Below are 23685 nucleotides of genomic sequence, written 5' to 3' on the forward strand. Positions count from 1 at the left end.
CCTGAGCTTTCTGTTCAGCGGCTGGTTTGGCGGCGGCTTTGTGGTGTTTTTTCGCAGCCTGGGCTTTCTGTTCAGCGGCTGGTTTGGCAGCGGCTTTGTGGTGTTTTTTATGATGGGTGGTCTTGGCAGTGGTGCTGTGAGTTGCAGCAGCCGGAGCCTGAGTGGTGCTTACTGCATCAGCAGCGAAAGCAGCAGAAGACAGACCCATAGCAGCGGCAACGACCAGAGCTAATACTTTTTTCATTCTGATATCCTCGAAATTGTTTTTTCAATGAACCCCACTGCGGGGCCGTTGAAAGAACTATATGCCTGTCTTTTCTGGCTTTCCGTGAGTGTTTGGTATCGGCGTGTAACGATATGTACAACCGAAACGGAGACGAGGATATTTCGCTGAGCGCCGGGAGTGCCCCGGCGCGACGGAGGGCTTTACAGGTAGCGCGCGGTAAGATGCTGGCGGAAATAGTCGCTGTTCAGATCTTCCCCGGTGGCGTTGATGATCAGCTGTGAGGTGCTAAACCGGCTGCCGTGCTGCCAGATATTCTGCTGTAGCCAGGCAAACAGCGTCGAGAAATCACCGTTGGCAATGTTGGTCTCCAGCTGTGGCAACGCGCGCTTCGCGGCGGCCATCAGCTGTGCGGCGTACATGGCGCCGAGGGTATAAGAAGGGAAGTAACCAAACCCGCCATCGGTCCAGTGAATGTCCTGCATACAGCCATTACGATAATTGCCGGTGGTAGAGAGTCCCAGCCAGCTGCGCATTTTCTCATCCCACAGCGCGGGAATATCCTCCACCTCGATGTCACCATCGATCAGCGCTCGTTCAATCTCATAGCGCAGGATAACATGCGCCGGATAGCTGACCTCGTCAGCATCCACGCGGATATAACCCGGCTTAACGCGCTGGTTCCAGGCAATGAAATTCTCAGTGCTGAAGGCCGGCTGTTCGCCAAAACGCTGACGCACGGCCGGCAGCAGGCGTTTCAGGAAAGCATCGCTGCGTCCGAGCTGCATTTCGAAGAACAGGCTTTGCGATTCGTGAATCGCCGTTGAGCGGGCCAGCGCCACCGGTTGATCGAGCCATTTTCGCGGCAGGTTCTGTTCATAGCGCGCATGACCGGTTTCATGAATCACCCCGAACAGGGCGCTGAGCAGGTCCTCTTCGTTATAGCGGGTGGTGATGCGCACATCCTGCGGCACGCCGCCGCAGAACGGATGGGCGCTGATATCCAGACGCCCGCCATCAAAATCAAAGCCCAGAATCCGCATCGCTTCCAGTCCCAGCTCACGCTGCCCGGCGATCGGGAATGGCCCCTGCGGCGCAACGGGCGGGTTCAGGGACTGCTTTTCGACGACGCTGGCGAGCAGGGTCGGCAGCCAGGATTTGAGATCGGCAAACAACACGTCAAGCCGCGCGCTGGTCATATCCGGTTCGAAAATATCCAGCAGGGCATCATAGCGAGAGCCGCCTTTCGCCCCGGCGCGAATCGCCGCTTCTTCACGGCTCAGTTTCACCACCGCGCGCAGGTTTTCGGCAAAACCGTCCCAGTCGTTCGCCGGACGCTGGCTGCGCCAGGCGTGTTCGCAGCGGCTGCCCGCCAGTGATTTGGCCTCAACCAGACTTTCCGGCAGCAGCGCCGCCTGTTCGTACTGGCGGGTCATTTCGCGCAGATTAGCTTGTTCAACGTCATTCAGGTTTTCCTGGCGTGCGTTGCGCAACGCTTCAGCCACGCTCTTATCCGTCAGAATTTGATGTTGCAGCACGCCCAGTTCTGCCAGCGCCTCTCCTCGCGCGGCGCTGCCGCCCGGCGGCATCATGGCGAACATATCCCAGCCGGCGATAGCGCCGAGATGCGAGAAGCGAGAAAGACGCTGGAAAGTGCGGGTAAGCTGCTGATAGTTTTTGTTGTCAGTCATGTTTTGTTTGGCCTGTGGCGAGTGAACGAAAGGCGTTGCCCGTTGGCCTCTACACTATCCTGATCCGCGCTAATCTTCCACACGAGACGCAAGGCGCGCCGTGCCGCGGGCCCGACGCGCGAGCGGGGCATGACGGACGATAGCGCCAGTTTTCACCCGCCCGGAGGCAGGATCGCAATATTGTCACATTGATGTGGCCAGAATAGCGGATTCTTTTTGAGCAGCAGCTAAACTTATTGAAGCACAGGCCGCAGTTCGGGAGTCATTATGAATCCGTTCACTATGCTGTTTATTGCACTGCTGTCTATCGATGCCGTCAGAGAGTTATTGGGTGCGTCGTCGGTACTGGGCATGTGGTGAAAGACGTGGCCAATAAAGGCCACGTAAAGAGAGATTATTGCAGACGTTTGTGCAGGCAAACGCCGGTAAGCAGTGCGGCCATTAGCATCAGCGCGATAAAACCACCCACGCCGTTCCAGCCGTAGTTATGCCAGAATACCCCACCTACTGTCCCCGCAATACTGGAACCGAGATAATAGCTGAACAGGTACAGCGACGATGCCTGGCCGCGGGCGCGGCGCGCACGAGGACCAATCCAGCTGCTGGCTACCGAGTGAGCGGCAAAGAAACCGGCGGAGAACAGCAGCATGCCCGCAAATATCAGCCACAAAGAGGAAAACAGGGTCAGCGTCAGCCCGGCCAGCATGACGGCGGTAAAGGCAAGCATCACCGGGCCGCGGCCGTAGCGTGCGGTCATCGCTCCGGCCTTTGGGGAACTCCAGGTGCCGGTCAGATAGGCGACGGAGAGCAGGCCAACCACCGCCTGATTCAGCGACCATGGCGACATCATCAGGCGATAGCCGATGTAGTTGAAGAGGGTGACAAAAGACCCCATCAGCAGGAATCCTTCAAGGAACAGCAGCGGCAGCCCGCGATCGCGCCAGTGCAGGTGCAGGTTAATCAGCAGGGTTTTAGGGCGCAGCGAACTCGGGCGGAAGTGTCGCGATTCCGGCAGGATTCGCCAGAACATAATGGCCGAGGCGAGCGCAAAGCAGCTGATCACCGCCAGCGCAACGCGCCAGCCGAAAAAGTCGGTGAAAACCCCGGTCAGCAGACGACCGCTCATTCCGCCAATCGAGTTGCCGCTGATGTACAGCCCCATGGAAAAGGCGACGACGCTGGGGTGGATCTCCTCACTCAGATAGGTCATCCCGACCGCCGCTACGCCGCTTAACGACAGGCCAATCAGCGCCCGCATAATCAAAATACCGTGCCAGCTCGACATCATCGTAGACAGTAAAGAACAGCATGAGGCCAGCACCAGCGCGGTGACCATCACCTGTTTACGGCCGATCGCATCCGAAAGCGGGCCGGTAAACAGCAGGCCAACGGCGAGCATCGCGGTGGAAATCGACAGCGAAACGCTGCTGCTGGCGGGAGTCACGCCAAATTCGCTCGAGAGCACCGGCAGAATCGGCTGGACGCAGTAGAGCAGGGCGAAAGTGGCCAGACCGGCGGAGAAGAGGGCGAGAGTGACCCGAATAAACTGGGGGGTACCGCGCTTAATAAACTGATTTGGCTGGGATATAACATTGTCGCTGACCTCGCTTGCCGGCACGGTGTCAACGGTAGTTGTACGACTCACGGAAAAATCCTTGCTGAGAACACAGAGTTAGGAAACATCACAGATCACATTTTAAGGGTATGAAAATGTAAATATTCTGTCTAATATATTAATAATCTCAAATAAGACGTTTTAGATATGAATATCGAGCTGCGCCATCTCCGCTACTTCATTGCCGTCGCCGAAGAGCTCCATTTTGGTCGGGCTGCGGCACGGCTGAACATTTCCCAGCCACCGTTAAGCCAGCAGATTCAGATACTTGAACAGCAGATTGGCGCACGCCTCTTCGCCAGAACCAACCGCAGCGTGAGCCTGACGGCGGCGGGCCGGCAGTTTCTTGCCGATAGCCGGCACATCCTCAGCCTGGTCGACGACGCGGCGGCGCGCGCAAGCCGTCTGCATCATGGTGAAACCGGGGAGCTGCACATCGGCTTTACCTCCTCCGCGCCGTTCATCAAGGCGGTTTCCGATACGCTGTCCACCTTTCGCCGCCGTTACCCGGACGTGCATATCCAGACCCGGGAAACCAATACCCGCGAGCAGATTGTGCCGCTGAATGAAGGCGCCCTCGATCTGGGGCTGATGCGCAATACGCAGTTGCCGGAGACGCTAGTCTGGGAACGGGTGCTGCGCGAACCGCTGCTGGCAATGGTGCCGAGCGACCATCCCCTGGCGCGTCAGGAGGCGGTAAGCCTGATCGAGCTGGCTCGCGAACCGTTCGTCTTTTTTGACCCGCACGTCGGTACCGGGCTGTATGACGACATTCTGGGGCTGATGCGACGCTATGGTCAGACGCCGATGATCGCCCAGGAAGTGGGCGAGGCGATGACGATTATCGGCCTGGTGGCTTCCGGACTGGGGGTATCGATATTACCGGCGTCGTTTAAGCGGGTGCAGCTCAACGAGATGCGCTGGCTACCCATCAAAGAACAGGATGCCGTTTCGGAAATGTGGCTGGTGTGGTCGAAGCATCATGAACAGAGCCAGGCGGCACAACGCTTTCGTGAATACCTTCTTGCCGCCGCTGCGGTGAATAATTAAGACTAAAAACAGTCAAAAATGTGCGGTAAATCACAAGGCTAAGTAAAAATTTGACGAGTGCTACCCAAGTGCTTCACCATAGCTAAAAGTTTATTTCGAAGCGCGAAAATAAAGGGAGTCAATGGTGGTAGCGGACAGTCAGCCAGGCCATATCGATCAAATAAAGCAGACCAATGCAGGAGCAGTATATCGCCTGATTGATCAGCTTGGCCCGGTGTCGCGCATCGACCTCTCCCGTTTTGCGCAACTGGCGCCGGCCAGCATTACAAAAATCGTGCGTGAAATGCTCGAAGCGCATCTGGTTCAGGAGACGGAAATCCAGGAGCCGGGGAGTCGCGGGCGTCCCGCCGTAGGGCTGATGGTTGAGACCGAGGCCTGGCACTATCTCTCCGTGCGAATCAGCCGCGGTGAAATTCACCTTGCGTTACGCGATCTCAGCAGCAAGCTGGTGGTTGAGGAGCAGCTTGAGCTGGCGCTCCAGCATGAACAGCCGTTCCTGACGCGTGTTGTTGAACATATCGACCAGTTCTTTATCCGCCATCAAAAGAAACTGGAACGTCTGACCGCCATCGCCGTTACCATGCCGGGCATCATTGATACCGAAAACGGCGTGATTCACCGGATGCCATTTTATGAAGAGGTCAAAGATCTGCCCCTTGGCGAGGTTCTGGCGAACCACACCGGCGTCTCGGTCTATATCCAGCATGATATCAGCGCCTGGACGATGGCGGAGTCGCTGTTTGGCGCCTCCCGCGGGGCGCGGGACGTTATTCAGGTGGTGATTGATCATAACGTCGGCGCCGGGGTGATTACCGATGGTCGCCTGCTGCATGCGGGCAGCAGCAGTCTGGTCGAGATCGGTCATACCCAGGTCGATCCCTATGGCAAGCGATGCTACTGCGGTAACCACGGTTGCCTGGAGACTATCGCCAGCGTCGAAAGCGTGCTGGAGCTGGCCCAGGTGCGAATGACGAAATCAATGAGTTCGATGCTGCATCAGCAGCCGTTGAGCGTGGAGTGGCTGTGCCAGGCGGCGCTGCAGGGCGATTTGCTGGCGCGGGATATTATTAGCGGCGTGGGCCAGCACGTCGGGCGGATTCTGGCGATCATGGTCAATTTGTTCAACCCGCAAAAAATCCTCATTGGCTCGCCGTTTAGTCTGGCGGCCGATATCTTATTTCCCGCCATTTCAGATTGTATTCGGCAACAATCCCTGCCTGCCTACAGCCGGCATATTACCGTTGAAAGTACGCAGTTTTCTAACCGTGGAACGATGGCCGGCGCAGCGCTGGTGAAGGATGCCCTCTATAACGGATCTCTGCTAATTCGACTGTTACAGGGTTAACATTTTTTCATAGTCACACCAAAAATTGCGCTATCTCAAGCTGGTATCCGGCGGCTTCGCGTAGACTTTTCCCACAGTTTATTCCTTCTCTTCTGTATAAATCATCAACATAACTGTGGGGTTAATGATGTTTAAGCGTTTCTTTATAACAGGTACTGACACCTCTGTCGGGAAGACAGTGGTTTCTCGTGCGCTGTTGCAGGCACTTGCTGCCAGCGGCAAAAGCGTCGCGGGATACAAGCCTGTGGCGAAGGGCAGCAAAGAGACGCCGGACGGATTGCGTAACAAAGATGCGCTGATTTTACAAAGCGTGTCGTCGCTGGCGTTACCGTATGATGCTGTCAATCCCATAGCATTAAGCGAAGATGAGAGCAGCGTGGCGCACAGCTGCCCGATAAACTATGGGCTGCTGTCGGATGGTCTTCAGCGCCTGAGCGGGCAGGTCGATCATGTGGTGGTTGAGGGGACCGGCGGCTGGCGGAGTCTGATGAACGACCTGCGTCCGCTTTCGGAATGGGTGGTGCAGGAGCAGCTTCCGGTGGTGATGGTCGTAGGCATCCAGGAAGGCTGCATTAACCATGCTCTGCTGACCGCCCAGGCCATTGCCAACGACGGTCTGCCGATGATTGGCTGGGTGGCAAACCGCATTAACCCAGGCTTAGCGCATTACGCCGAAATCATCGAGGTGCTGAGTAAAAAGCTGCCTGGGCCGCTGATCGGCGAGCTTCCCTACCTGCCGCGCGCCGAACAGCGTGAGCTGAGCCAGTATATAGACCTAACCATGCTCGGCGACGTGATGGCGGTAGATAGAGTCCTGGCGTAACGTCCGGGAGAGCACCGATGCCAGTACGCTGGCAATCAATAAGCCGGGCAGTAACAGGTATTGCCCGGTCATTTCACAGATCATCAATGTCGACATAATCGGCGCATGCGTCGTGGCCGCCAGAAAGGTCGCCATTCCGGTCAGACCAATCATAATCGCCAGCTCTTGATCGTGATGCAGCCACAGCCCGCTGAAGCTGGCAAACAGCATGCCCATCGCCAGCCCGACGAACAGCGTAGGGGTAAACACGCCGCCCGGCGCGCCGGATCCGCTGCTGGCCAGCACCGCGAACAGTTTGCACACCAGGACCACCGCGATGGCGCTAAACAGCGGCGGTGACTGCAGATAATGCTGCACCGTGCTGTAACCATTACCCCACACCGCAGGCGTGACCAGCGACAGCAGGCCGACAATCATTCCGCCGAGCGCCAGCTGCCACGGCGGTGAGAGCTTCATGCGTAAAAAACAGCGGTGGCTGTAGCTCATCATCGCGATAAACAGCGGCCCGCAAAGTCCGGCCAGCAGTCCGGTAGCGAGCATCAGCGCATAGTGGAGTGCGGTCAGCATCTCATGAAACTCCACCTGATACAGCGGCGATGCGCCACCGTTGATCAACTGCGTGACCAGCAGGGCGATAACCGCGGAAATGACCACCGGACCCAGTGACGCAAGCATCAGCGTGCCAAATAAAATTTCGGCAATAAACAGGCTACCCGCCAGCGGTGCGTGATAGGCGCTGGCCATCCCGGCGGCGGCCCCACAGGCGACCCACAGCTTCCATTCTGTTTTTGGCGTAAAGCGGCGGGCGAACAGCGACGCGGCCAGGGCGGCCAGCAAAATCATCGCGCCTTCGCGACCAATCGCGCTGCCGGTGGTCACCACTAACAAGGACGCCAGGGATTTAACCAGGCTGGCGGGGGTATCTAACTGACCGTCTCCGGTGTCCAGCGCTTCCATGTAGTCGGTGGGCGCATGCGGGCGCTGGCGGGTCCGACATTGCCAGAACCAGAGCAGGGCGCCGGCTGCCAGTCCTCCCGCCGCCGGCGTGAGCAGACGTCGCCAGCCGGGTAGTCCCTCGGCGGCATTAACCAGACTCCCGCTATGATCGTTGAGAAAGAGCCGTTCCAGGATCGCCATCGACGAGTGAAATAACGCAACGGCCAGCGCCGCCAGAATACCGACCAGAGTCGCAATCAGCAGGCGACGGAACATGACCTGAACAGCAGGATAATTATGCAGACGGTGCATCAGCGGTTACGGTTAGCGGGAAACATAAGCTTATTGTGATAGGAAATAAGCTTAGACGCAAAAGCTATAAATGCCGGTGACGCTGAAACAGCGAGCGGATGCGGGCGCTTAAATAAGCTGTCTGCGTGACGTTGTCACTAAAAACGCCATGTCAGTCTTCCCGACATGGCGGTGCGTTTAGCGATAAAGCGGTTTGTCGGCGACGGCAATGGGAAGCTGGCGCTGCCATTCGGCGAGGGTCACCTGAGCCAGCTGTCCGAGGGATTGATAAAAGGGGTGCCCGGCCCCGGCGATAAACACCTCGAGGAAGCGGCCGGACCAGGGAAGCAGGTGCCAGGCGAGAAGCTGCGAAAACGCCTCCTCCTGCCCGGACTCGCACAGCCAGGCGGCCAGCAGCAGGAGCGTGCCGAAATGATCTTCCGGCTCCTGGCTCTGCGCCGCGTGGCCAATTCCGTTCGCTCGCATCCACTCCCGCAATGCCAGAGTGGAGTCGCCGAACAGCACATTCTCTTTATCCAACCAGACCGAACCCCACGGCGGCGCGGCCAGCGCCCAAGGACCAATAAACAGGCGTTGCCAGGCCTGGGGGAGCGGTTCATCGCTGGCGTCGGCAAACCCGGTCGCCAGCGAATCGGCTACCGGAAACGGCCATTGCGCCCGCCAGCTGCCGTCTCGTAGGGCTGCTACCAGCGGTGCGGCCTGCTCGCTTTCCGGGGTAAATGAAAACAGGGCGCCCAGGGTGCGGGCGCTCAACGCGACGGCGTCGCGGTAGTGAGCTTGTATCATGTACGCTTCCTTACTGCGGCGGGACGGTGCCACGCCTGAATATTAACCAGCAATCGCCACGCCGACGGTCATATGCAGACCATAAAACAGACCGCGGCCAATAAGTTCTCCGGCCAGAACCAGCAGCAGTCCGATGAACAAACTGCCTGGGCGCGGGGTTTGGTTCCGGCAAAGCGGGCAGATCCAGCAGCCCAGCCCAGATGCCAGCAGCGCGATGCGCCAGATCTGTAACGCGGCATAATTTGGCACCCGCGCGCCGGCGCGCTGCACTGAACTCTGAATCTCGTTGAGTTCAACGCCCTGCTGAATCACCAGCGCAACGCTGACAAACAGCGCCAGCACGCTCAAGGAGGCGAAAAAGCGCCCGTTGAACTCGACGTTAGCTGCCCGCAATAATAGCGCGGCGAACAGCGGCCCGCTCAGCGCCATCGTCAGAAAGAAGGATGTTGTCGTGCCGCCACTATACCATGTCGGGACGGTCTCAATCTGGTACACCCGGGTCATCGCCAGCACAAACATGACGCCCAGCAGCATGCTCAGCAGCAGCCAGGGGCGGCTGAGGGAGGCAGGCAGTTTGCCGAGCCTCGCCAGCAACCACCAGAAGCCGCCGACGGCGAAGAACAGGGCGCCGCTGGCGATTTCATTACTGAGCGCCGAGGCGCCAATGCGATGAAGAGAGTTGAATGCCCGGAGCGGCGATCCCAGATGCATAACCGACGCCAGGAAACCGACCCCCATCATGAGCCAGAGAAAGACCATGCGCTTGACCAGACGCTGCCGGGCCTCGGAGTTATCTGTCAGCGACAGCCATCCCAGGCCGCTGACGATAGTTGCTCCCGCCACGCATTGACCGAGCACCGTAAACAGCACCAGCGGCCATTCATGCCATCCACTACCCATGGACGATCTCCTTGCGTGTTGTCAGGCCGTCTGCGTGACATTGCTTCCGGGAGATCATGACGCCGGGCCCTCGATTCTGGCGATGTCAACGAGGTTCGTATGCTGTGGATTTCCTTTGGCCAGCGGTGAAGGGCGATGGGTGGTCAGGGTATTAATGCAGGCGCCACGATCGATGCGGTCACCGTCCATGCTGGCGTCATGCCATGCTCCCTGGCCCATGGCCGCTACGCCGGGCATGATACGCGGCGTAACTTTCGCCGGAATATGCAATTCGCCGCGCGGGTTGAAGACGCGTACCAGATCGCCGTTTTTAATTCCGCGCTTCCCGGCATCAAGCGGATTGATCCATACCTCCTGGCGGCAGGCGGCCTGCAGCACATCGACGTTCCCGTAGCTGGAGTGGGTTCGGGCTTTGTAGTGAAAACCGAAAAGCTGCAGCGGGAACTGGTCGCGCAGCGGGTCATCCCAGCCTTCGAAAGTGGAGGCGTAAATCGGCAACGGGTCGATCGTTTCATCCGTTTGCAACTGCCAACGGGCAGCAATATCCGCCAGCTGACTGGAGTAAATCTCAATTTTGCCGGAGGGCGTTTTTAACGGGTGTGAGAGCGGGTCCGCACGAAAATCGCGATAGGCGACAAAATGGCCGTCCGGATCTTTACGCTTGTAAATCCCCATTGCTTTCAGGGCCTCATAGGAGGGCAGCGCCGGATCTCTGGCCAGCATTTTAGCGTACAGATACTGGAGCCACTGCTCCTGGGTGCGACCTTCGGTAAAGCGTTGATAAATATCATCGCCGAGGCGTTTTGCCACTTCACTGAGGATCCAGTAGATCGGTTTGCGTTCGAATTTTGCCGGGGTCGCGGGCTGAATAAAAATCAGGTAGCCCATGTTCCCGGCGTAGTCGTTAGGGATAATGTCTTCCTGTTCGACGGTCATCAGGTCCGGCAGCAGAATGTCGGCATACTTCGCCGAAGAGGTCATAAAGTTTTCGATCACCACGATCATCTCGCATTTTTTCTCGTCCTTGAGAATTTCGTGGGTTTTGTTGATATCAGAATGCTGGTTGACGAGGGTATTCCCGGCGTAGTTCCAGATAAACTTAATCGGGACATCCAGCTTATCTTTGCCTCTGACGCCGTCACGCAGCGCGGTCATCTCCGGGCCGCGCGCGATGGCGTCGGTCCAGCTAAAGCAGGAGATGGCGGTTTTGACCGGATTGACCAACACCGGCAGGCGCTCAATAGTCAGGGTATAGGTCGATTCGCGCGCGCCGCTGTTACCGCCGTTAATGCCGACGTTACCGGTCAGAATCGGCAGCATGGCAATCGCCCGGGAAGCCAGCTCCCCGTTAGCCTGGCGCTGCGGTCCCCAGCCCTGGCAAATACAGGCGGGTCGGGTGGTGCCAATTTCGCGGGCCAGCTTAATGATTCGGTCGACGGGGATCCCGGTGATCCGCGACGCCCACTGCGGCGTTTTGGCGGTAGCGTCCTCGCCGTGGCCGAGAATATAGGCTTTGTAGTGACCGTTTGGCGGGGCGCCGGCGGGAAGGGTTTTTTCGTCGTAGCCGACGCAGTATTTATCCAGGAACGGCTGATCGACCAGATTCTCGTTAATCAGTACCCAGGCGATACCGGCTACCAGTGCGGCGTCGGTGCCTGGACGGATCGGGATCCATTCATCTTCCCGCCCGGCGGCAGTATCGGTATAGCGGGGGTCAATGACAATCATGCGCGCGTTGGAGCGTTCGCGGGCCTGCTCGAGATACCAGGTAATGCCGCCGCCGCTCATGCGGGTTTCCGCCGGGTTATTACCGAACATCACCACCAGTCTGCTGTTTTCGATATCTGAGGTGCTGTTGCCCTCATTACTGCCGTAGGTATAGGGCATGGCGCAGGCAATCTGGGCGGTACTGTAAGTGCCGTACTGATTCAGCGACCCGCCATAGCAGTTCATCAGGCGGGTGACCGGCGAGGCCGAAGGCGAAGAACGGGTCATATTGCCGCCGACAATCCCCGACGAATAGTTAATGTAAACCGCCTCGTTGCCGTAGTCTTTGACGACTCTTTGCAGATTGCCGGCGATAGTATCCAGCGCTTCTTGCCAACTGATGCGCTCAAACTTGCCTTCACCGCGTTTGCCGACGCGTTTCATCGGGTAATTCAGGCGATCCGGGTGATTGATTCGCCGGCGAATAGAGCGGCCGCGCAGACAGGCGCGTACCTGATGATCGCCATAATTATCCATCCCGGTATTATCCGTTTCTACCCAGGTGACTTCATTATCGCGAACGTGCAGACGCAGCGCGCAGCGGCTGCCGCAGTTTACCGAACAGGCGCCCCAGACGATGCGCTCTTCACTCTGTGTCGCCTGCTGAACGGCCGCCGCAGCGGAACGCAGACTGAAAGGAAGCGAGAGTCCACCGGCGGCGAGCGCCAGTGAGCCTATCGCAGACGATTTGATTAACGTGCGTCGGCTGACGCCGCCAGAATGTTCCTGACTGGACATGGCTCACCCCATCGTTGTGTTGCCGCTGAAAGATCGCCGGTATCATTTTCCGGTGTATGGGCGAGCAATCATACGCAAAGTGGGGTAGAAGGATATTATCCCTGGTCAACTCAGGGATAATATCCTTCGAATGAAAATAAGTGCTTAACGGACTTCGCTGTCGGAATCGGCGCTGCGCGTATAGGTAATTTTGAAGGTGTCGTTAGCGCAGTGGCCGACAACCTGGGCACCGGGCTGATCGGGTTGATCGTTGGGTACGATCGCCAAAGTAAAACCTGAGGCCGGCACGCCGTTGTTGACGATCTTTTGTTGAATATCGTTCTTCACGCGTTCGCAGGAATCGGGAGCGGCCAGCGCCGAGGTTGAACCCAGCAGCAGAGCGGCGCATAGCCAGAGAGAGCGTTTCATCATAGACTCCTTATTAATGTTATCCAGATTTAAGCATAGCAGAACTGGTGTAAACAATTGTATTTGCTAATATGATTGCAATGTACACAAAAGGGATTCGGCGTGAAAAAACGGTTATTGCTGATAGCGGCGGTGATGGTGCTCAGCGCCTGCGATGCGCAGAAAAAGCCTGAAGCATTTACGCCGGAAATGGCGAGTTTTTCCAATGAGTTCGAGTTCGATCCGCTGCGTGGCCCGGTGAAAGATTTTAGCCAGACGCTGTTCGACGAACACGATGAGGTGGTTAAACGGGTGAGTGCAAGCCTGTCCAGGGAGGGCTGTTTCGATCTGTTGGACCTGGAAGATCGGGAAAATAATACCGGCGCGACGCTGATGCTGGATGCCAACTTCTATCTTGATGCCCGCACCCGCGAGAAACGCCTGCGCCTGCAGGGAAAATGCCAGCTCGCGGAACTGCCGTCGGCAGGCATTACCTGGGAGACGGATGATAACGGCTTTGTGGTGGCCGCGCGTGGCAAAGAGACGACGGCCACCTACCGGTATGACAGCGAGGGTTATCCGACCGGTAAAACCACCGTGGCGAAAAATGAGCGTTTTACGGTGATCTCCACGCCGGCGACGGATCCGCGTAAAAAGCTGGATTACACGGCGACCAGCACCTTTAACGATCGTCAACTGGGGAACGTGCGTCAAACCTGTGACTACGATAGCCACGATAACCCGGTTGATTGCCAGCTGCAGGTGGTCGATGAAAGCGTTCAGCCGCCGCTGACCCGTCGTTATACCATCAAAAACAGTATCGAATACTACTGAGCCGTGGGCTTCAGCAGCGACTGCCCCTGGGTGCGGTGTTCGCTAATATACTGATGCTGGAACAGGCACATACGAATGGTGTTGCGATATTCGCCGTTGATGAAAAATTCATGAATCAGCTCTCCCTCTACCATAAACCCAAGCTTGCGGTAGATGTGGATGGCTTTTTCATTTTCGCTGTCGACGATGAGATACAGTTTGTACAGATTGAGAACCGTAAAACCATAGTCCATCGCCAGCTTCGCCGCGCGTGTCGCCAGACCTTTTCCCTGATAATCCGGTGAAATGATGATTTGGAATTCGGCGCGGCGATGGACGTGGTTGATCTCAACCAGCTCCACCAGCCCGGCTTTTTCACCATTACATTCGATAACAAACCGGCGTTCGCTCTGATCGTGAATGTGTTTATCGTAAAGGTCGGAGAGCTCAACGAAGGCTTCGTAGGGCTCTTCGAACCAGTAGCGCATCACGCTGGCATTGTTATCGAGCTGGTGGACAAAACGTAAGTCTTCACGCTCGAGCGGACGAAGTTTGATTGAATATGCGTCGGTCATGGCTGTTCCTGTCGATAAAAGCTAAATATCGCGCCCGCGGGCGCCATGGATGCGTGACGGATTAGGGCGCAATGGCGCGACCTGTACGGCGGTCGAGGCAGCGCAGGGTGTTCGGTTCCCAGTACGCGTTGACGTTCGCGCTCTTCTGGCAGTTGTCCTGCGCATCAAAAGCGACGTCAGCCTTATCCCACTCTTTTTCGGTGCGGGTGTTGACCTTGTGACGCAAAGAGCGAGTGTCGTTCCACTGCTCTTTTTCCATGGTGGCCTGCTGGCGGCTTTGTGCGCTATCGCCGGATTCAATCACCAGCTTGCTGGTTTGCGCGAAAGACGATGCGGTAAAAAGTACGGCGCTCAGCGCCAGCATAGCCGTCAGGCAGCAACGTGTGTTCTGTGTCATTTTCATCACGGTTTCCTTTGAGTGATAAAAAGGGGAAGCCCCTGCAATCTGCAGGCAGTTTACTACATCTCTTTTCGCCGGCATATCCGACAAAAGAGTGGGGAAGAGGGAGATTATTGCGTAAAATGGGCCAACAACCTGCTCTCTTTACGTGTCTTTAATGTTCAAAACAACGCTGCTTTTCTTTGCCACCGCGCTCTGTGAAATTCTCGGATGTTATTTACCCTGGCTATGGTTAAAACGCGGCGCAACGCCGCTGCTGTTAATTCCGGCAGGTCTGGCGCTGATGATGTTTGTCTGGTTGCTGACGCTGCATCCGGCAGCAAGCGGGCGGGTGTATGCCGCTTACGGCGGCGTGTATGTCTGCACCGCGCTGCTGTGGTTGCGTTTTGTCGATGGCGTTAAGCTTAGCCATTATGACTGGGCGGGGGCGCTGATTGCGCTGTGCGGCATGTTGATTATTGTCGCTGGCTGGGGACGCGCTTAACGCGCGTGGTAAAAATCGACGCAGACAGCCATATCGCTGATGTTCATTCGCTAAGCGCGGTGGGTGAGACGATTCGTCGGCGTCCCGTTAATCCCGCTGGCTAAGCGCATTTCACCGCCTCGCTTCCTGCCGTCTCCGGCGCTACAGCAGACCTCACTTGTCTCCTTCACGTCGCCGTAAGAGTGTGACACAACGCGTCTTTTTTTAACTTCATACTTGTATGGTAGTAGGTCTGATGTTTTAATTTTGATCAATTGATGGCGATTTACCACACAGATGGACCTGCTGCGACGGCTATATGTCCGCGGGAGAAAGCCGTGCCGGGCATCGTGTTTGATGAAAAACGGGTTGCGAAATCCCGTATGAACCAGCCTGTCTGCCTGTGGCCGGACTGGAAGTGAAGACTTGTGGAACTGGTAAGGAGAGAAATGTGAAGAGTATTGTGATTCGTCAGCCTGATGACCTGGTCATCGAAGAACGCGCGCGGCCGGAACCTGCACCGGGAGAAGTGCGGGTAAAGGTTAAGCTGGCGGGGATTTGCGGTTCCGATAGCCATATCTACCGCGGGCATAATCCTTTTGCTAAATATCCCCGCGTTATTGGCCATGAATTCTACGGCATTATCGACGCCGTTGGCGATGGGGTGACGGACAGGAAGGTCGGCCAGCGGGTGAGCGTTGACCCGGTGATTAGCTGTGGTCATTGCTATCCTTGCTCAGTGGGGAAACCTAACGTCTGCACTTCTCTGGTGGTTCTCGGTGTCCACCGGGATGGCGGTTTTAGCGAGTATGTGGTTGTGCCGGCTCAAAATTGCTGGCTAGTGCCGGACACGGTACCCGATCGGCACGCGGTAATGGTTGAGCCTTTCACCATTGCTGCCAACGTCACCGGACAGGTTAAACCGACGGATCAGGACATCGCGCTGGTATTCGGCGCCGGGCCGATGGGCTTAACAACGATTCAGGTGCTAAAGCGGGTCTATCGGGTTAAGCAGGTGATTGTGACTGACCAGATCGACGAACGCCTGCAAATGGCGAAGCGCAATGGTGCCGACTGGACTATCAACAACGGTCAGACGTCATTAGCTGAATGTCTGCAGGATAAAGGCATTAAACCGACGCTGATTATTGATGCGGCGTGCCACCCGTCAATTTTTCAGGAGGCAGTGACGCTGGCCTCTCCGGCGGCCAGAATTGTGCTCATGGGATTCTCAACTGAACCCTCTCAGGTTGCCCAGCAAGGTATTACCGGTAAAGAACTGTCTATATTTTCATCGCGGCTGAATGCGCATAAATTCCCCGTTGTATTAGCATGGTTAGAGCAGGGGTTAATTGATCCTGAAGCACTTATTACCCATGCTTTTGAATATCAGAATATTGTTGATGCTATCGAAATTTTTGAAAAAGACAGAAAGAGCTGTTGTAAGGTTTTATTGACCTTTTGACTCTAATAATAAATGCAAGCTCGACTTCTAACAATTAGAGAAAATAATGATGACTACAGTAAATAATGAGAGAACAACGGCCGATCTCATCCGTGCGGCTGTGTCTGGGTGGTTAGGGACCGCTCTGGAGTTCATGGACTTTCAACTCTATTCTTTAGGGGCAGCGCTGGTTTTTCATGAAATCTTTTTTCCTGAGCAATCAGCCGCCATGGCGCTCATTCTGGCAATGGGGACGTATGGTGCGGGATATATTGCGCGAATCGTCGGTGCTTTTATCTTTGGCCGGATGGGGGACAAGATCGGACGTAAAAGAGTTCTCTTTATCACTATTACGATGATGGGCATTTGTACCACCCTGATTGGGGTGTTGCCTACCTATGCGCAGGTAGGCATTTTTGCGCCCGTGTTGCTGGTGACTTTACGTATTATCCAGGGGCTGGGCGCCGGGGCTGAAATCTCCGGAGCAGGTACCATGTTGGCCGAATATGCGCCAAAGGGGAAACGCGGCATCATTTCGTCGCTGGTGGCAATGGGTACCAACTGCGGTACGCTGAGCGCAACGGCTATCTGGGCAATCATGTTTTTCCTTCTTGACCGTGAAGAGCTGGTGGCATGGGGATGGCGAATCCCGTTCCTGGCCAGCGCAGTGGTGATGATATTCGCTATCTGGCTGCGTCTGAACCTTAAAGAAAGTCCGGTATTTGAACAGGTCAACGAGGGAAGCGAGCTGAAAACCGGCGCTGCGGATCGGGAGGCTACCTTTGGCGCGATGCTGAAAAGTAAATCCTTCTGGCTGGCAACCGGGTTACGCTTTGGTCAGGCGGGTAATTCAGGGTTATTGCAAACGTTCCTCGCCGGCTATCTGGTACAGACCTTATTATTTGATAAAGCCATTCCAACCGATGCCTTAATGATTAGTTCCGGGATCGGTTTTATCACCATCCCTCTCCTCGGGTGGTTATCCGATAAAATCGGTCGCCGCGTACCTTATATTATCGTGAATATCACCGCCATTTTACTGGCATATCCGATGGTCTCGATTATTGTTGATAAGAGCTACAGCGTCGGTGCAATTATGGCATCGTTGATTGTCATCCATAATATTGCCGTGCTGGGTCTGTTCGCGCTGGAAAATATCACGATGGCGGAAATCTTTGGTTCGCGTAACCGCTTTACGCGAATGGCAATTTCAAAAGAAACCGGTGGATTAGTTGCTGTGGGTTTTGGTCCGGTGCTGGCAGGTATTTTCTGTAATATGACGGGGTCATGGTGGCCGATTGTCGCCATGCTGATTTGTTACTCGTCTATTGGTTTACTCTCCGCTCTCCTTATGCCGGAAGTGCGCGACCGCGATCTGAGCTTGCTGGACGATGCGGCGGATGCCACTCCTCAACATCGCACGGTGAGAAGCGGTCAGTTAACCTGATCGGTTGACTGACTGACGTGCAAGCTGGCCGGGTGCGCAACCCGGCTTTTTATTTCCTCAACTCACGCTTAGTGAAACAGACTGTGAATGGTGAAATCTTCTTGTATGGTAGTTGATGGAAATCAAAGATGTTATACCAATTGCATGAGATGGTTCACCTCACAGAGGCATTCTCCTCGAGAATGGTTGATCAGTAATCATAAAAATGAGAGTCACCATGGAAAACACGCTTTTAACAGCCAAGGCAACGCTTCCTTCCTACGATCGCAGCCAACTGGTTTCGCGCATTGTCCATCTGGGTTTTGGCGCATTCCATCGCGCACACCAGGCGGTCTATGCCGATATTCTGGCGGCAGAACAGGGGAGCGATTGGGGCTACACCGAAGTTAACCTGATTGGCGGCGAACAGCAGATTGCCGATCTGCAGAAACAGGCTCTCCTGTATACCGTTGCCGAAATGTCGGCGGATGCCTGGACGGCCCGCGTGGTCGGCGTGGTTAAGCAAGCAATGCATGCAGAGGTCGACGGCCTGGAGAGCGTGCTGGCGAAGATGTGTGAGCCTCAGGTGGCGATTGTATCCCTGACGATTACCGAAAAAGGCTATTGCCACTCGCCGTCCACCGGCGAGATACAGCTGGAACACCCGCTGATCGCTGCGGATATCCTGAATCCGCACCAGCCGAAATCTGCGCCAGGCGTTATCGTTGAAGCCCTTGCGCGGCGCAAAGCCGCAGGCTTACCGGCATTCAGCGTGATGTCCTGCGATAATATGCCGGAGAACGGCCATGTCACGCGCAATGTGGTTTGTGCCCTGGCGCGTGCGATTGACGGCGATCTCGCCGACTGGATTGCGCAACAGGTGACCTTCCCGTCGACGATGGTTGACCGCATTGTGCCGGCCGTGACGGCCGACACGCTGGATAAAATCGAGCAGTTGACCGGGGTGCGCGATCCGGCGGGCGTAGCCTGTGAGCCGTTCCGTCAGTGGGTGATTGAAGACAACTTTGTGGCGGGTCGTCCGGCGTGGGAACAGGCGGGGGCCGAACTGGTCGCTGACGTAGTGCCTTTTGAAGAGATGAAGCTGCGTATGCTCAACGGCAGCCACTCTTTCCTCGCCTATCTGGGATATCTGGCCGGCTATCAGCATATCAATGACTGTATGCAGGATCAGAATTACCGCCGTGCGGCGCGCACTTTAATGCTCAACGAACAGGCGCCGACGCTGAAAGTCCAGGGGGTTGATCTGGAACATTACTCCGGGCTTCTCATCGACCGTTACAGCAACCCGGCGCTGAAGCACCGCACCTGGCAAATTGCGATGGACGGCAGCCAGAAACTGCCGCAGCGGATGCTGGATTCCGTGCGCTGGCATCTCGCGCAGCGCACCGACTTCAGCCTGCTGGCGATGGGGATCGCGGGCTGGATGTGCTATGTCGGCGGCGTTGATGAGCAGGGGCAGGCGATTGAGATCTGCGATCCGCTGCTGCCGGTGATTCAGCAGGCGGTCCAGAACAGCGCGGAGGGGCCGGAACGGGTGAAAGCGTTGCTGGGTATCGAAGCCATCTTTGGCCACGATTTGCCGCAGAACGGCCGTTTTGTCGATGCCGTGACGAACGCCTGGCTGTCGTTGAAAGAGCGGGGCGCGAAGGCGACCGTTGCCGCCTGGGCTCAGACCCACTAGCATTATCCCGCCCAGTCGACCTGATATTAAGACACCCATTCGGGTGTCTTATTTTTTGCAATCCGCGTCTGTTAACATCCGGGTCGGTTGTTTTCCTGGAATATAAAAATATTTATTGAATATTTTATAAAATATTGATCGAGGACATTGAATATACATAACTTTAGCTATCCAGAGTTAACTATATATAATTGATGTTTATTTTAATGAATATGTCAGATTACAGGGTTATTAGCGGTGTGGAACTGAAAATAAATATGTCATGATGTGCGCAGTGAAATTAAGTGCCTCGAAAAAAGGAGTCGAACATGTACAAGAAAATTCTCTTGCCCGTCGATGTGTTTGAAATGGATTTGAGTGATAAAGCGGTACGTCATGCTGAGTTCCTGGCGTCGGCTGAAGAGGGCGAAATTACGTTATTAAACGTATTGCCAAACAGCAGTCGTTCGGTTTTACGCGGATTCGCTGCGGATATTCAGAAATTCGAAACTTTTATGCAAGCGGAATCGGAAAAGAAAATGCAGACGCTGTCTCGTCTGTTCTCGATTCCCGCTGCGCGAATTCATACCCGGGTAGTATTTGGCAATGTTCGCGATGAAATACTGGCTATCGGTACTGCCGACGAGTTCGATGTGATTGTCGTGGGCTCACGCACGCCGGGCCTTTCCACCCATCTTCTCGGGTCAAACGCCGAATCTATCCTGCGCTACGCAAAAATACCGGTGCTGGTTGTTCGTTAGCGTATTTATCAATCAGGGCGGCAGTGTTGCTGTTTATTTGGCTGCCGCCGGAATCATTTACTCTTCACTAAACCAGTCGCGATTTTCCTGACGAATTAATAATACCGATTCACTGATTTCATGCAGGTGAATATTCATCGCGGTACCGACCGCATCGGCATCACGGTTTTCCAGGGCCTGAAAAATTTGATGGTGCTGACGCAACAGCATCTCCGGAGGCGTAATGTGATCGAGGCTCATGTAGCGGACCCGGTCAATTGTCGCTTTAATATTCTCGACGGTATCCCACGCCAGCTGACAGTCGGCAATCAGCGACAGTTTTTGGTGAAACTCATCATCCAGCTGAAAAAAATCATTTAATTGCTGACGCTCAACGGCAATACGCTGCTGATTAAGATTTTGCTCAAGCTGATAGATTTGTTCGGCGGTGATCATCCCGGCGGCACGACGCACCACGGCGCATTCGATAGCCTGGCGAACGAAACATCCGTTGCGAACCTGAGAAAGTGAGATCTTATTGACATAGCTGCCGCGCTGCGGACGAATTTGAATAAGACCATTCTCAGCCAGTTTGATAAAAGCCTCACGCACCGGTTGGCGGGAAACGCTAAAACGCACAGACACTTCTTTCTCAGACAGCGGGGTACCCGGCGGGATCAAACAATGCACGATATCATGGCGAAGGATACGATAAATTTGCTGGTTTACAGGCTGTGTCGGATTAAGTTGCAATTCTGCGGCCATTGATGGTTACTTTTATTGGGGGGTATGCGCTATTTTACGCGTTATTTGTCCATTCGCCCATACCCGGCCGCAAAGCGGCCAGGCTGTCGGTTTTAACCCGCGCGATGGACGCTCAGACCAGCAAAGCTTTGGCTGACCGGCATCATTTCCAGCGTGTTGATATTGACATGCGCAGGCAGGTTAGCGACCCACCATACCGCTTCGGTCACATCTTCCGGTGTTAACGCCTGGGTATTCTCGTAGGCTTTACCCGCTTTAGCATCGTCGCCTTTAAAACGCACGTTAGAGAACTCAGTACCGCCGACCAGGCCGGGCTCAACATCGGTCACACGAATGGCTGTACCGTGCAGATCGGTCCGCAGGTTGAGGCTGAACTGGCGCACAAAGGCTTTGGTCGCACCGTAAACGTTGCCGCCGGAATAGGGCCAGCTGCCGGCGGTGGAACCGATATTAATAATATGACCGCGGTTGCGTTCAACCATACCCGGCAGTACGGCACGGGTCATATAGACCAGTCCTTTGTTGTTGGTGTCGATCATATCTTCCCAGTCTTCAACGCTGGCTTTATGCGCCGGCTCAAGGCCCAGCGCCAGACCGGCGTTATTGACCAGCACATCGATGGCCTGCCACTCGGCCGGCAGCCCGGCAATCATCTCTTCAATCGCGGCGCGGTTGCGTACATCCAGTTGCGCGGTGTAGAGATTGTTGCCCAGCTCATCCTGCAATGTTTTCAGGCGCTCTTCACGACGCCCGGTGGCGATCACCTTGTGACCATTAGCGATAAAACGGCGAGTCATGCTTTCACCAAAACCTGCTGTTGCACCGGTAATCAGAATAATCATCATCGCTCCTGTCAATGTTCTCATCATGCCCCAACCGTCTCATGCCGGGGATTTCAATACCGTCTTGCTTAATATTTTTCGTAAAAACGGTCCGCCGGCGTATTGCTGCGCGCCAGGGGACAACACAAAAAGATTAAGCAATGACGATAACCGCTCGTTACCAGCACTGTAGCTACAAAAGAAAAGAGAGTCTACCTCCGTGGAACAAGCAATACGTTTCCAAAACAGGTAATTGCGACGGTGAGCGGGGGGAAAGCGACTTCCGCCGGGATAAACATCGCTATGGCAAGAGTGGGCGGTCTGGCGCTTTTGGCTAGCGGGAAAAGAGGTGGCCGGCTGGCCAATGATGCGAACCTTGTGGAAAAATAAACAAGAATGTATTCATGGCATGAATTGATCATCGACGCATTATAGGGATTGTTATTCTGCCGCCACACCACAGAAGCGCGCAGGATTGACACTTAAATCCTTGTCGCGCCGGCCTTTTGCGTCGGCGCTTTTTTGCCTGAGGAGGGTTCCGATGAACGAATGGGAAGAAGAAGAGAGCATTCCGACCCACGCCACCATAATCAGCACGGCAATCGATATTCTTGGCGTAACGGGCGCGCTGTTGCTGACCAGCGTTGTCTTTTTTTTGTTATGACCGTGTTCGGCTAGCGCCGCTCGCCAGCCGGCGGAAATGATTGCGGTCAATCAATGAGTTGCCTAATCTTACTGGATTACCGAGTCCAGGAGATGATGATGGCCGACAATAACCCTTTTTTGCGCGTCAGTCTGTTGCCTTATCAGGCACCTCAGTTTGATCTGATTGACGACACCCATTACCGACCGGCATTTGATGAAGGCGTTCGCCGTCAGCGGGAGGAGATCGCCGCGATAGTGAATAATCCGCAGCCGGCGGACTTTGCCAACACGCTGGTCGCGCTCGAGCAGAGCGGGCAGCTGCTGGCGCGCGTCACCCGGGTGTTTTTTGCCATGGCCGGGGCGCATACCAACCCGACGCTGCAGGCGCTTGATGAGCAATTCTCTGCTGAGCTGGCGGATCTGGGAAATGATATCTGGCTTAACGAAGCGCTGTTCCAGCGCGTGAAGCAGGTATGGCAGCAGCGAGACACCTTGCCGCCAGATAGCGAGTCCCGCCGGCTGCTGGAGATCACCTGGCAGCGTTTTACGCTGGCCGGCGCGACCCTGGCTGACGCGCAAAAAACGGAGCTGCGGGCTTTGAATACCCAGGCTGCGGCTTTGCAGAGTCAGTTTCAGCAGCGCCTGCTGGCGGCGGTTAAATCCGGCGGTCTGGTGGTTGACGACCCGGCACAGTTAGCGGGACTCAGCGATGAAGAGATTGCTGAAGCCGCAGATGCCGCGCGGGAAAAAGGGCTAAGCGACCGCTGGCTGTTGCCTTTGTTGAACACCACTCAACAGCCGGCGTTACTCGCCTTACGCCGTCGCCAGACGCGTGAGAATCTGTTTGCCGCCGGCTGGAAACGCAATCAGAAAGGCGATGCGAATGATACTCGCGAGCTGGTGCTTCGCCTGGCGGAGATTCGCGCCCGTAAAGCCGAACTGCTGGGCGTGACGGATTACGCCAGCTGGTCGATGGCCGACCAAATGGCGGCAACGCCCGAGGCGGCATTTGCGTTCATGCGCCGGATAGCCCCGGCCGCCCGGGCAAGAGCGGAACGCGAGCTGGCGGATATCCAACAGCTGATTGATAGCGAGGGCGGCGGCTTTAAGGCCGAGGCCTGGGACTGGTTATACTACGGCGAACAGGTGCGCCGGGCGACATTCGCCATCGATGAAGCACAGTTAAAACCCTATTTCTCCCTCGAGCGCGTTTTACAGGATGGCGTGTTCTGGACGGCGTCGCAGTTGTTTGGCCTGCGCTTTGTCGAACGGTTTGATATTCCGGTTTACCACCCGGACGTCCGGGTATGGGAGATCTTTGACGCCAACGGGGAAGGTC

At 55.7% G+C, this 23685-nt stretch carries 24 protein-coding genes; 12 read left to right on the plus strand and 12 right to left on the minus strand.

The features are described from left to right. Together asr and GRPL_RS09490 are read right to left on the minus strand one after the other, a co-directional pair. The coding region (asr, locus tag GRPL_RS26995) for an acid resistance repetitive basic protein Asr (protein WP_072010683.1) at positions 1–244 on the minus strand (244 nt) is incomplete at its 3' end. Between the two features lie 182 nt (positions 245–426). Continuing rightward, positions 427–1914, minus strand: coding sequence for a carboxypeptidase M32 (locus GRPL_RS09490; protein ID WP_032687510.1), 1488 nt, complete (start codon positions 1912–1914; stop codon positions 427–429). 267 nt (positions 1915–2181) lie between these two features. Between GRPL_RS09490 and GRPL_RS28165 the strand changes: the two genes are divergently transcribed. Then, positions 2182–2274, plus strand: a complete 93-nt coding sequence (locus GRPL_RS28165) for a KPN_01571 family protein (RefSeq protein ID WP_004862449.1) — start codon at positions 2182–2184, stop codon at positions 2272–2274. A 34-nt stretch (positions 2275–2308) separates the two neighbouring features. Here GRPL_RS28165 and GRPL_RS09485 read toward each other — a convergent pair whose 3' ends face one another. Next, positions 2309–3559, minus strand: a complete 1251-nt coding sequence (locus GRPL_RS09485) for an MFS transporter (protein WP_032687512.1) — start codon at positions 3557–3559, stop codon at positions 2309–2311. 117 nt (positions 3560–3676) lie between these two features. Between GRPL_RS09485 and GRPL_RS09480 the strand changes: the two genes are divergently transcribed. The 3 genes from GRPL_RS09480 to bioD all read left to right on the plus strand — a co-directional run bounded on the left by GRPL_RS09480 (position 3677) and on the right by bioD (position 6747). Then, the gene (locus GRPL_RS09480; RefSeq protein ID WP_004862447.1) at positions 3677–4579 is read left to right on the plus strand and encodes a LysR family transcriptional regulator; all 903 of its coding nucleotides are present in this window, start codon (positions 3677–3679) and stop codon (positions 4577–4579) included. Positions 4580–4703: 124 nt separating this feature from the next. Then, complete coding sequence (gene mlc / locus GRPL_RS09475; protein ID WP_032687686.1) at positions 4704–5924, plus strand: sugar metabolism global transcriptional regulator Mlc; 1221 nt, start codon at positions 4704–4706, stop codon at positions 5922–5924. Positions 5925–6051: 127 nt separating this feature from the next. Then, positions 6052–6747, plus strand: a complete 696-nt coding sequence (gene bioD / locus GRPL_RS09470; protein ID WP_032687514.1) for a dethiobiotin synthase — start codon at positions 6052–6054, stop codon at positions 6745–6747. On the opposite strand, the gene clcB is transcribed toward bioD, so the two are convergent. The 5 genes from clcB to GRPL_RS09445 all read right to left on the minus strand — a co-directional run bounded on the left by clcB (position 6700) and on the right by GRPL_RS09445 (position 12594). Beyond that, positions 6700–7995 (minus strand): voltage-gated ClC-type chloride channel ClcB, encoded by a 1296-nt coding sequence (gene clcB, locus GRPL_RS09465; RefSeq protein WP_032699736.1) that lies wholly within the window; start codon positions 7993–7995, stop codon positions 6700–6702. The two genes, bioD and clcB, sit on opposite strands and share 48 nt — an antisense overlap. Before the next feature lie 177 nt (positions 7996–8172). Beyond that, positions 8173–8781, minus strand: coding sequence for a Tat proofreading chaperone DmsD (gene dmsD / locus GRPL_RS09460; RefSeq protein WP_032699738.1), 609 nt, complete (start codon positions 8779–8781; stop codon positions 8173–8175). Positions 8782–8823: 42 nt separating this feature from the next. After that, positions 8824–9681, minus strand: coding sequence for a dimethyl sulfoxide reductase anchor subunit family protein (locus tag GRPL_RS09455; RefSeq protein ID WP_032699740.1), 858 nt, complete (start codon positions 9679–9681; stop codon positions 8824–8826). Positions 9682–9735: 54 nt separating this feature from the next. Further along, positions 9736–12186, minus strand: a complete 2451-nt coding sequence (ynfE, locus tag GRPL_RS09450; RefSeq protein ID WP_032699741.1) for a selenate/tellurate reductase subunit YnfE — start codon at positions 12184–12186, stop codon at positions 9736–9738. A 144-nt stretch (positions 12187–12330) separates the two neighbouring features. Next, entirely contained in the window at positions 12331–12594 is a 264-nt protein-coding gene (locus tag GRPL_RS09445; protein ID WP_032687519.1) for a DUF1161 domain-containing protein, read from the minus strand. Positions 12595–12729: 135 nt separating this feature from the next. On the opposite strand from GRPL_RS09445, the gene GRPL_RS09440 reads away from it, so the two are divergent. After that, the gene (locus GRPL_RS09440; protein WP_371315441.1) at positions 12730–13407 is read left to right on the plus strand and encodes a YnfC family lipoprotein; all 678 of its coding nucleotides are present in this window, start codon (positions 12730–12732) and stop codon (positions 13405–13407) included. Here GRPL_RS09440 and speG read toward each other — a convergent pair. After that, positions 13401–13961: a spermidine N1-acetyltransferase gene (speG, locus tag GRPL_RS09435; RefSeq protein WP_004862437.1), complete on the minus strand. Its 561-nt coding sequence runs from the start codon at positions 13959–13961 to the stop codon at positions 13401–13403. The genes GRPL_RS09440 and speG overlap by 7 nt on opposite strands. A 61-nt stretch (positions 13962–14022) precedes the next feature. Further along, the gene (locus tag GRPL_RS09430; RefSeq protein ID WP_032687521.1) at positions 14023–14364 is read right to left on the minus strand and encodes a DUF1283 family protein; all 342 of its coding nucleotides are present in this window, start codon (positions 14362–14364) and stop codon (positions 14023–14025) included. A 154-nt stretch (positions 14365–14518) separates the two neighbouring features. Here GRPL_RS09430 and GRPL_RS09425 point away from each other — a divergent pair, with 154 nt between their 5' ends. The 5 genes from GRPL_RS09425 (at position 14519) to GRPL_RS09405 (ending at position 20136) form a co-directional block, all read left to right on the plus strand. Then, the gene (locus GRPL_RS09425; RefSeq protein ID WP_004862432.1) at positions 14519–14845 is read left to right on the plus strand and encodes a YnfA family protein; all 327 of its coding nucleotides are present in this window, start codon (positions 14519–14521) and stop codon (positions 14843–14845) included. Between the two features lie 430 nt (positions 14846–15275). Then, the gene (locus GRPL_RS09420) at positions 15276–16289 is read left to right on the plus strand and encodes a Zn-dependent oxidoreductase (RefSeq protein WP_032687524.1); all 1014 of its coding nucleotides are present in this window, start codon (positions 15276–15278) and stop codon (positions 16287–16289) included. Between the two features lie 49 nt (positions 16290–16338). Then, positions 16339–17715 carry an MFS transporter gene (locus GRPL_RS09415; protein ID WP_032699743.1) on the plus strand — a complete coding sequence of 459 codons (1377 nt, stop codon included), beginning with the start codon at positions 16339–16341 and terminating at the stop codon, positions 17713–17715. A gap of 217 nt (positions 17716–17932) precedes the next feature. Continuing rightward, the gene (locus tag GRPL_RS09410; RefSeq protein ID WP_032699745.1) at positions 17933–19396 is read left to right on the plus strand and encodes a mannitol dehydrogenase family protein; all 1464 of its coding nucleotides are present in this window, start codon (positions 17933–17935) and stop codon (positions 19394–19396) included. Positions 19397–19704: 308 nt separating this feature from the next. After that, a complete protein-coding gene (locus tag GRPL_RS09405; protein WP_032699747.1) occupies positions 19705–20136 on the plus strand; it encodes a universal stress protein in 432 nt (143 codons plus the stop codon). A 57-nt stretch (positions 20137–20193) separates the two neighbouring features. Here the strand turns inward: GRPL_RS09405 and GRPL_RS09400 are convergent, their stop codons facing one another. Both GRPL_RS09400 and ydfG read right to left on the minus strand, forming a co-directional pair. After that, on the minus strand, positions 20194–20880 hold the full coding sequence (locus tag GRPL_RS09400) for a GntR family transcriptional regulator (RefSeq protein WP_032687529.1): 687 nt from the start codon (positions 20878–20880) through the stop codon (positions 20194–20196). 92 nt (positions 20881–20972) lie between these two features. Then, entirely contained in the window at positions 20973–21722 is a 750-nt protein-coding gene (gene ydfG, locus GRPL_RS09395) for a bifunctional NADP-dependent 3-hydroxy acid dehydrogenase/3-hydroxypropionate dehydrogenase YdfG (protein ID WP_032687530.1), read from the minus strand. A gap of 520 nt (positions 21723–22242) precedes the next feature. Here ydfG and GRPL_RS28450 point away from each other — a divergent pair. Next, positions 22243–22365 (plus strand): hypothetical protein, encoded by a 123-nt coding sequence (locus GRPL_RS28450; RefSeq protein WP_255379489.1) that lies wholly within the window; start codon positions 22243–22245, stop codon positions 22363–22365. Positions 22366–22463: 98 nt separating this feature from the next. Next, a partial coding sequence (locus GRPL_RS09390) for a M3 family metallopeptidase (protein ID WP_032699748.1) occupies positions 22464–23685 on the plus strand: 1222 nt, incomplete at its 3' end.

Source organism: Klebsiella planticola ATCC 33531 (genome assembly GCF_000735435.1).
GTDB classification, from domain to species: Bacteria; Pseudomonadota; Gammaproteobacteria; order Enterobacterales; family Enterobacteriaceae; genus Klebsiella; species Klebsiella planticola.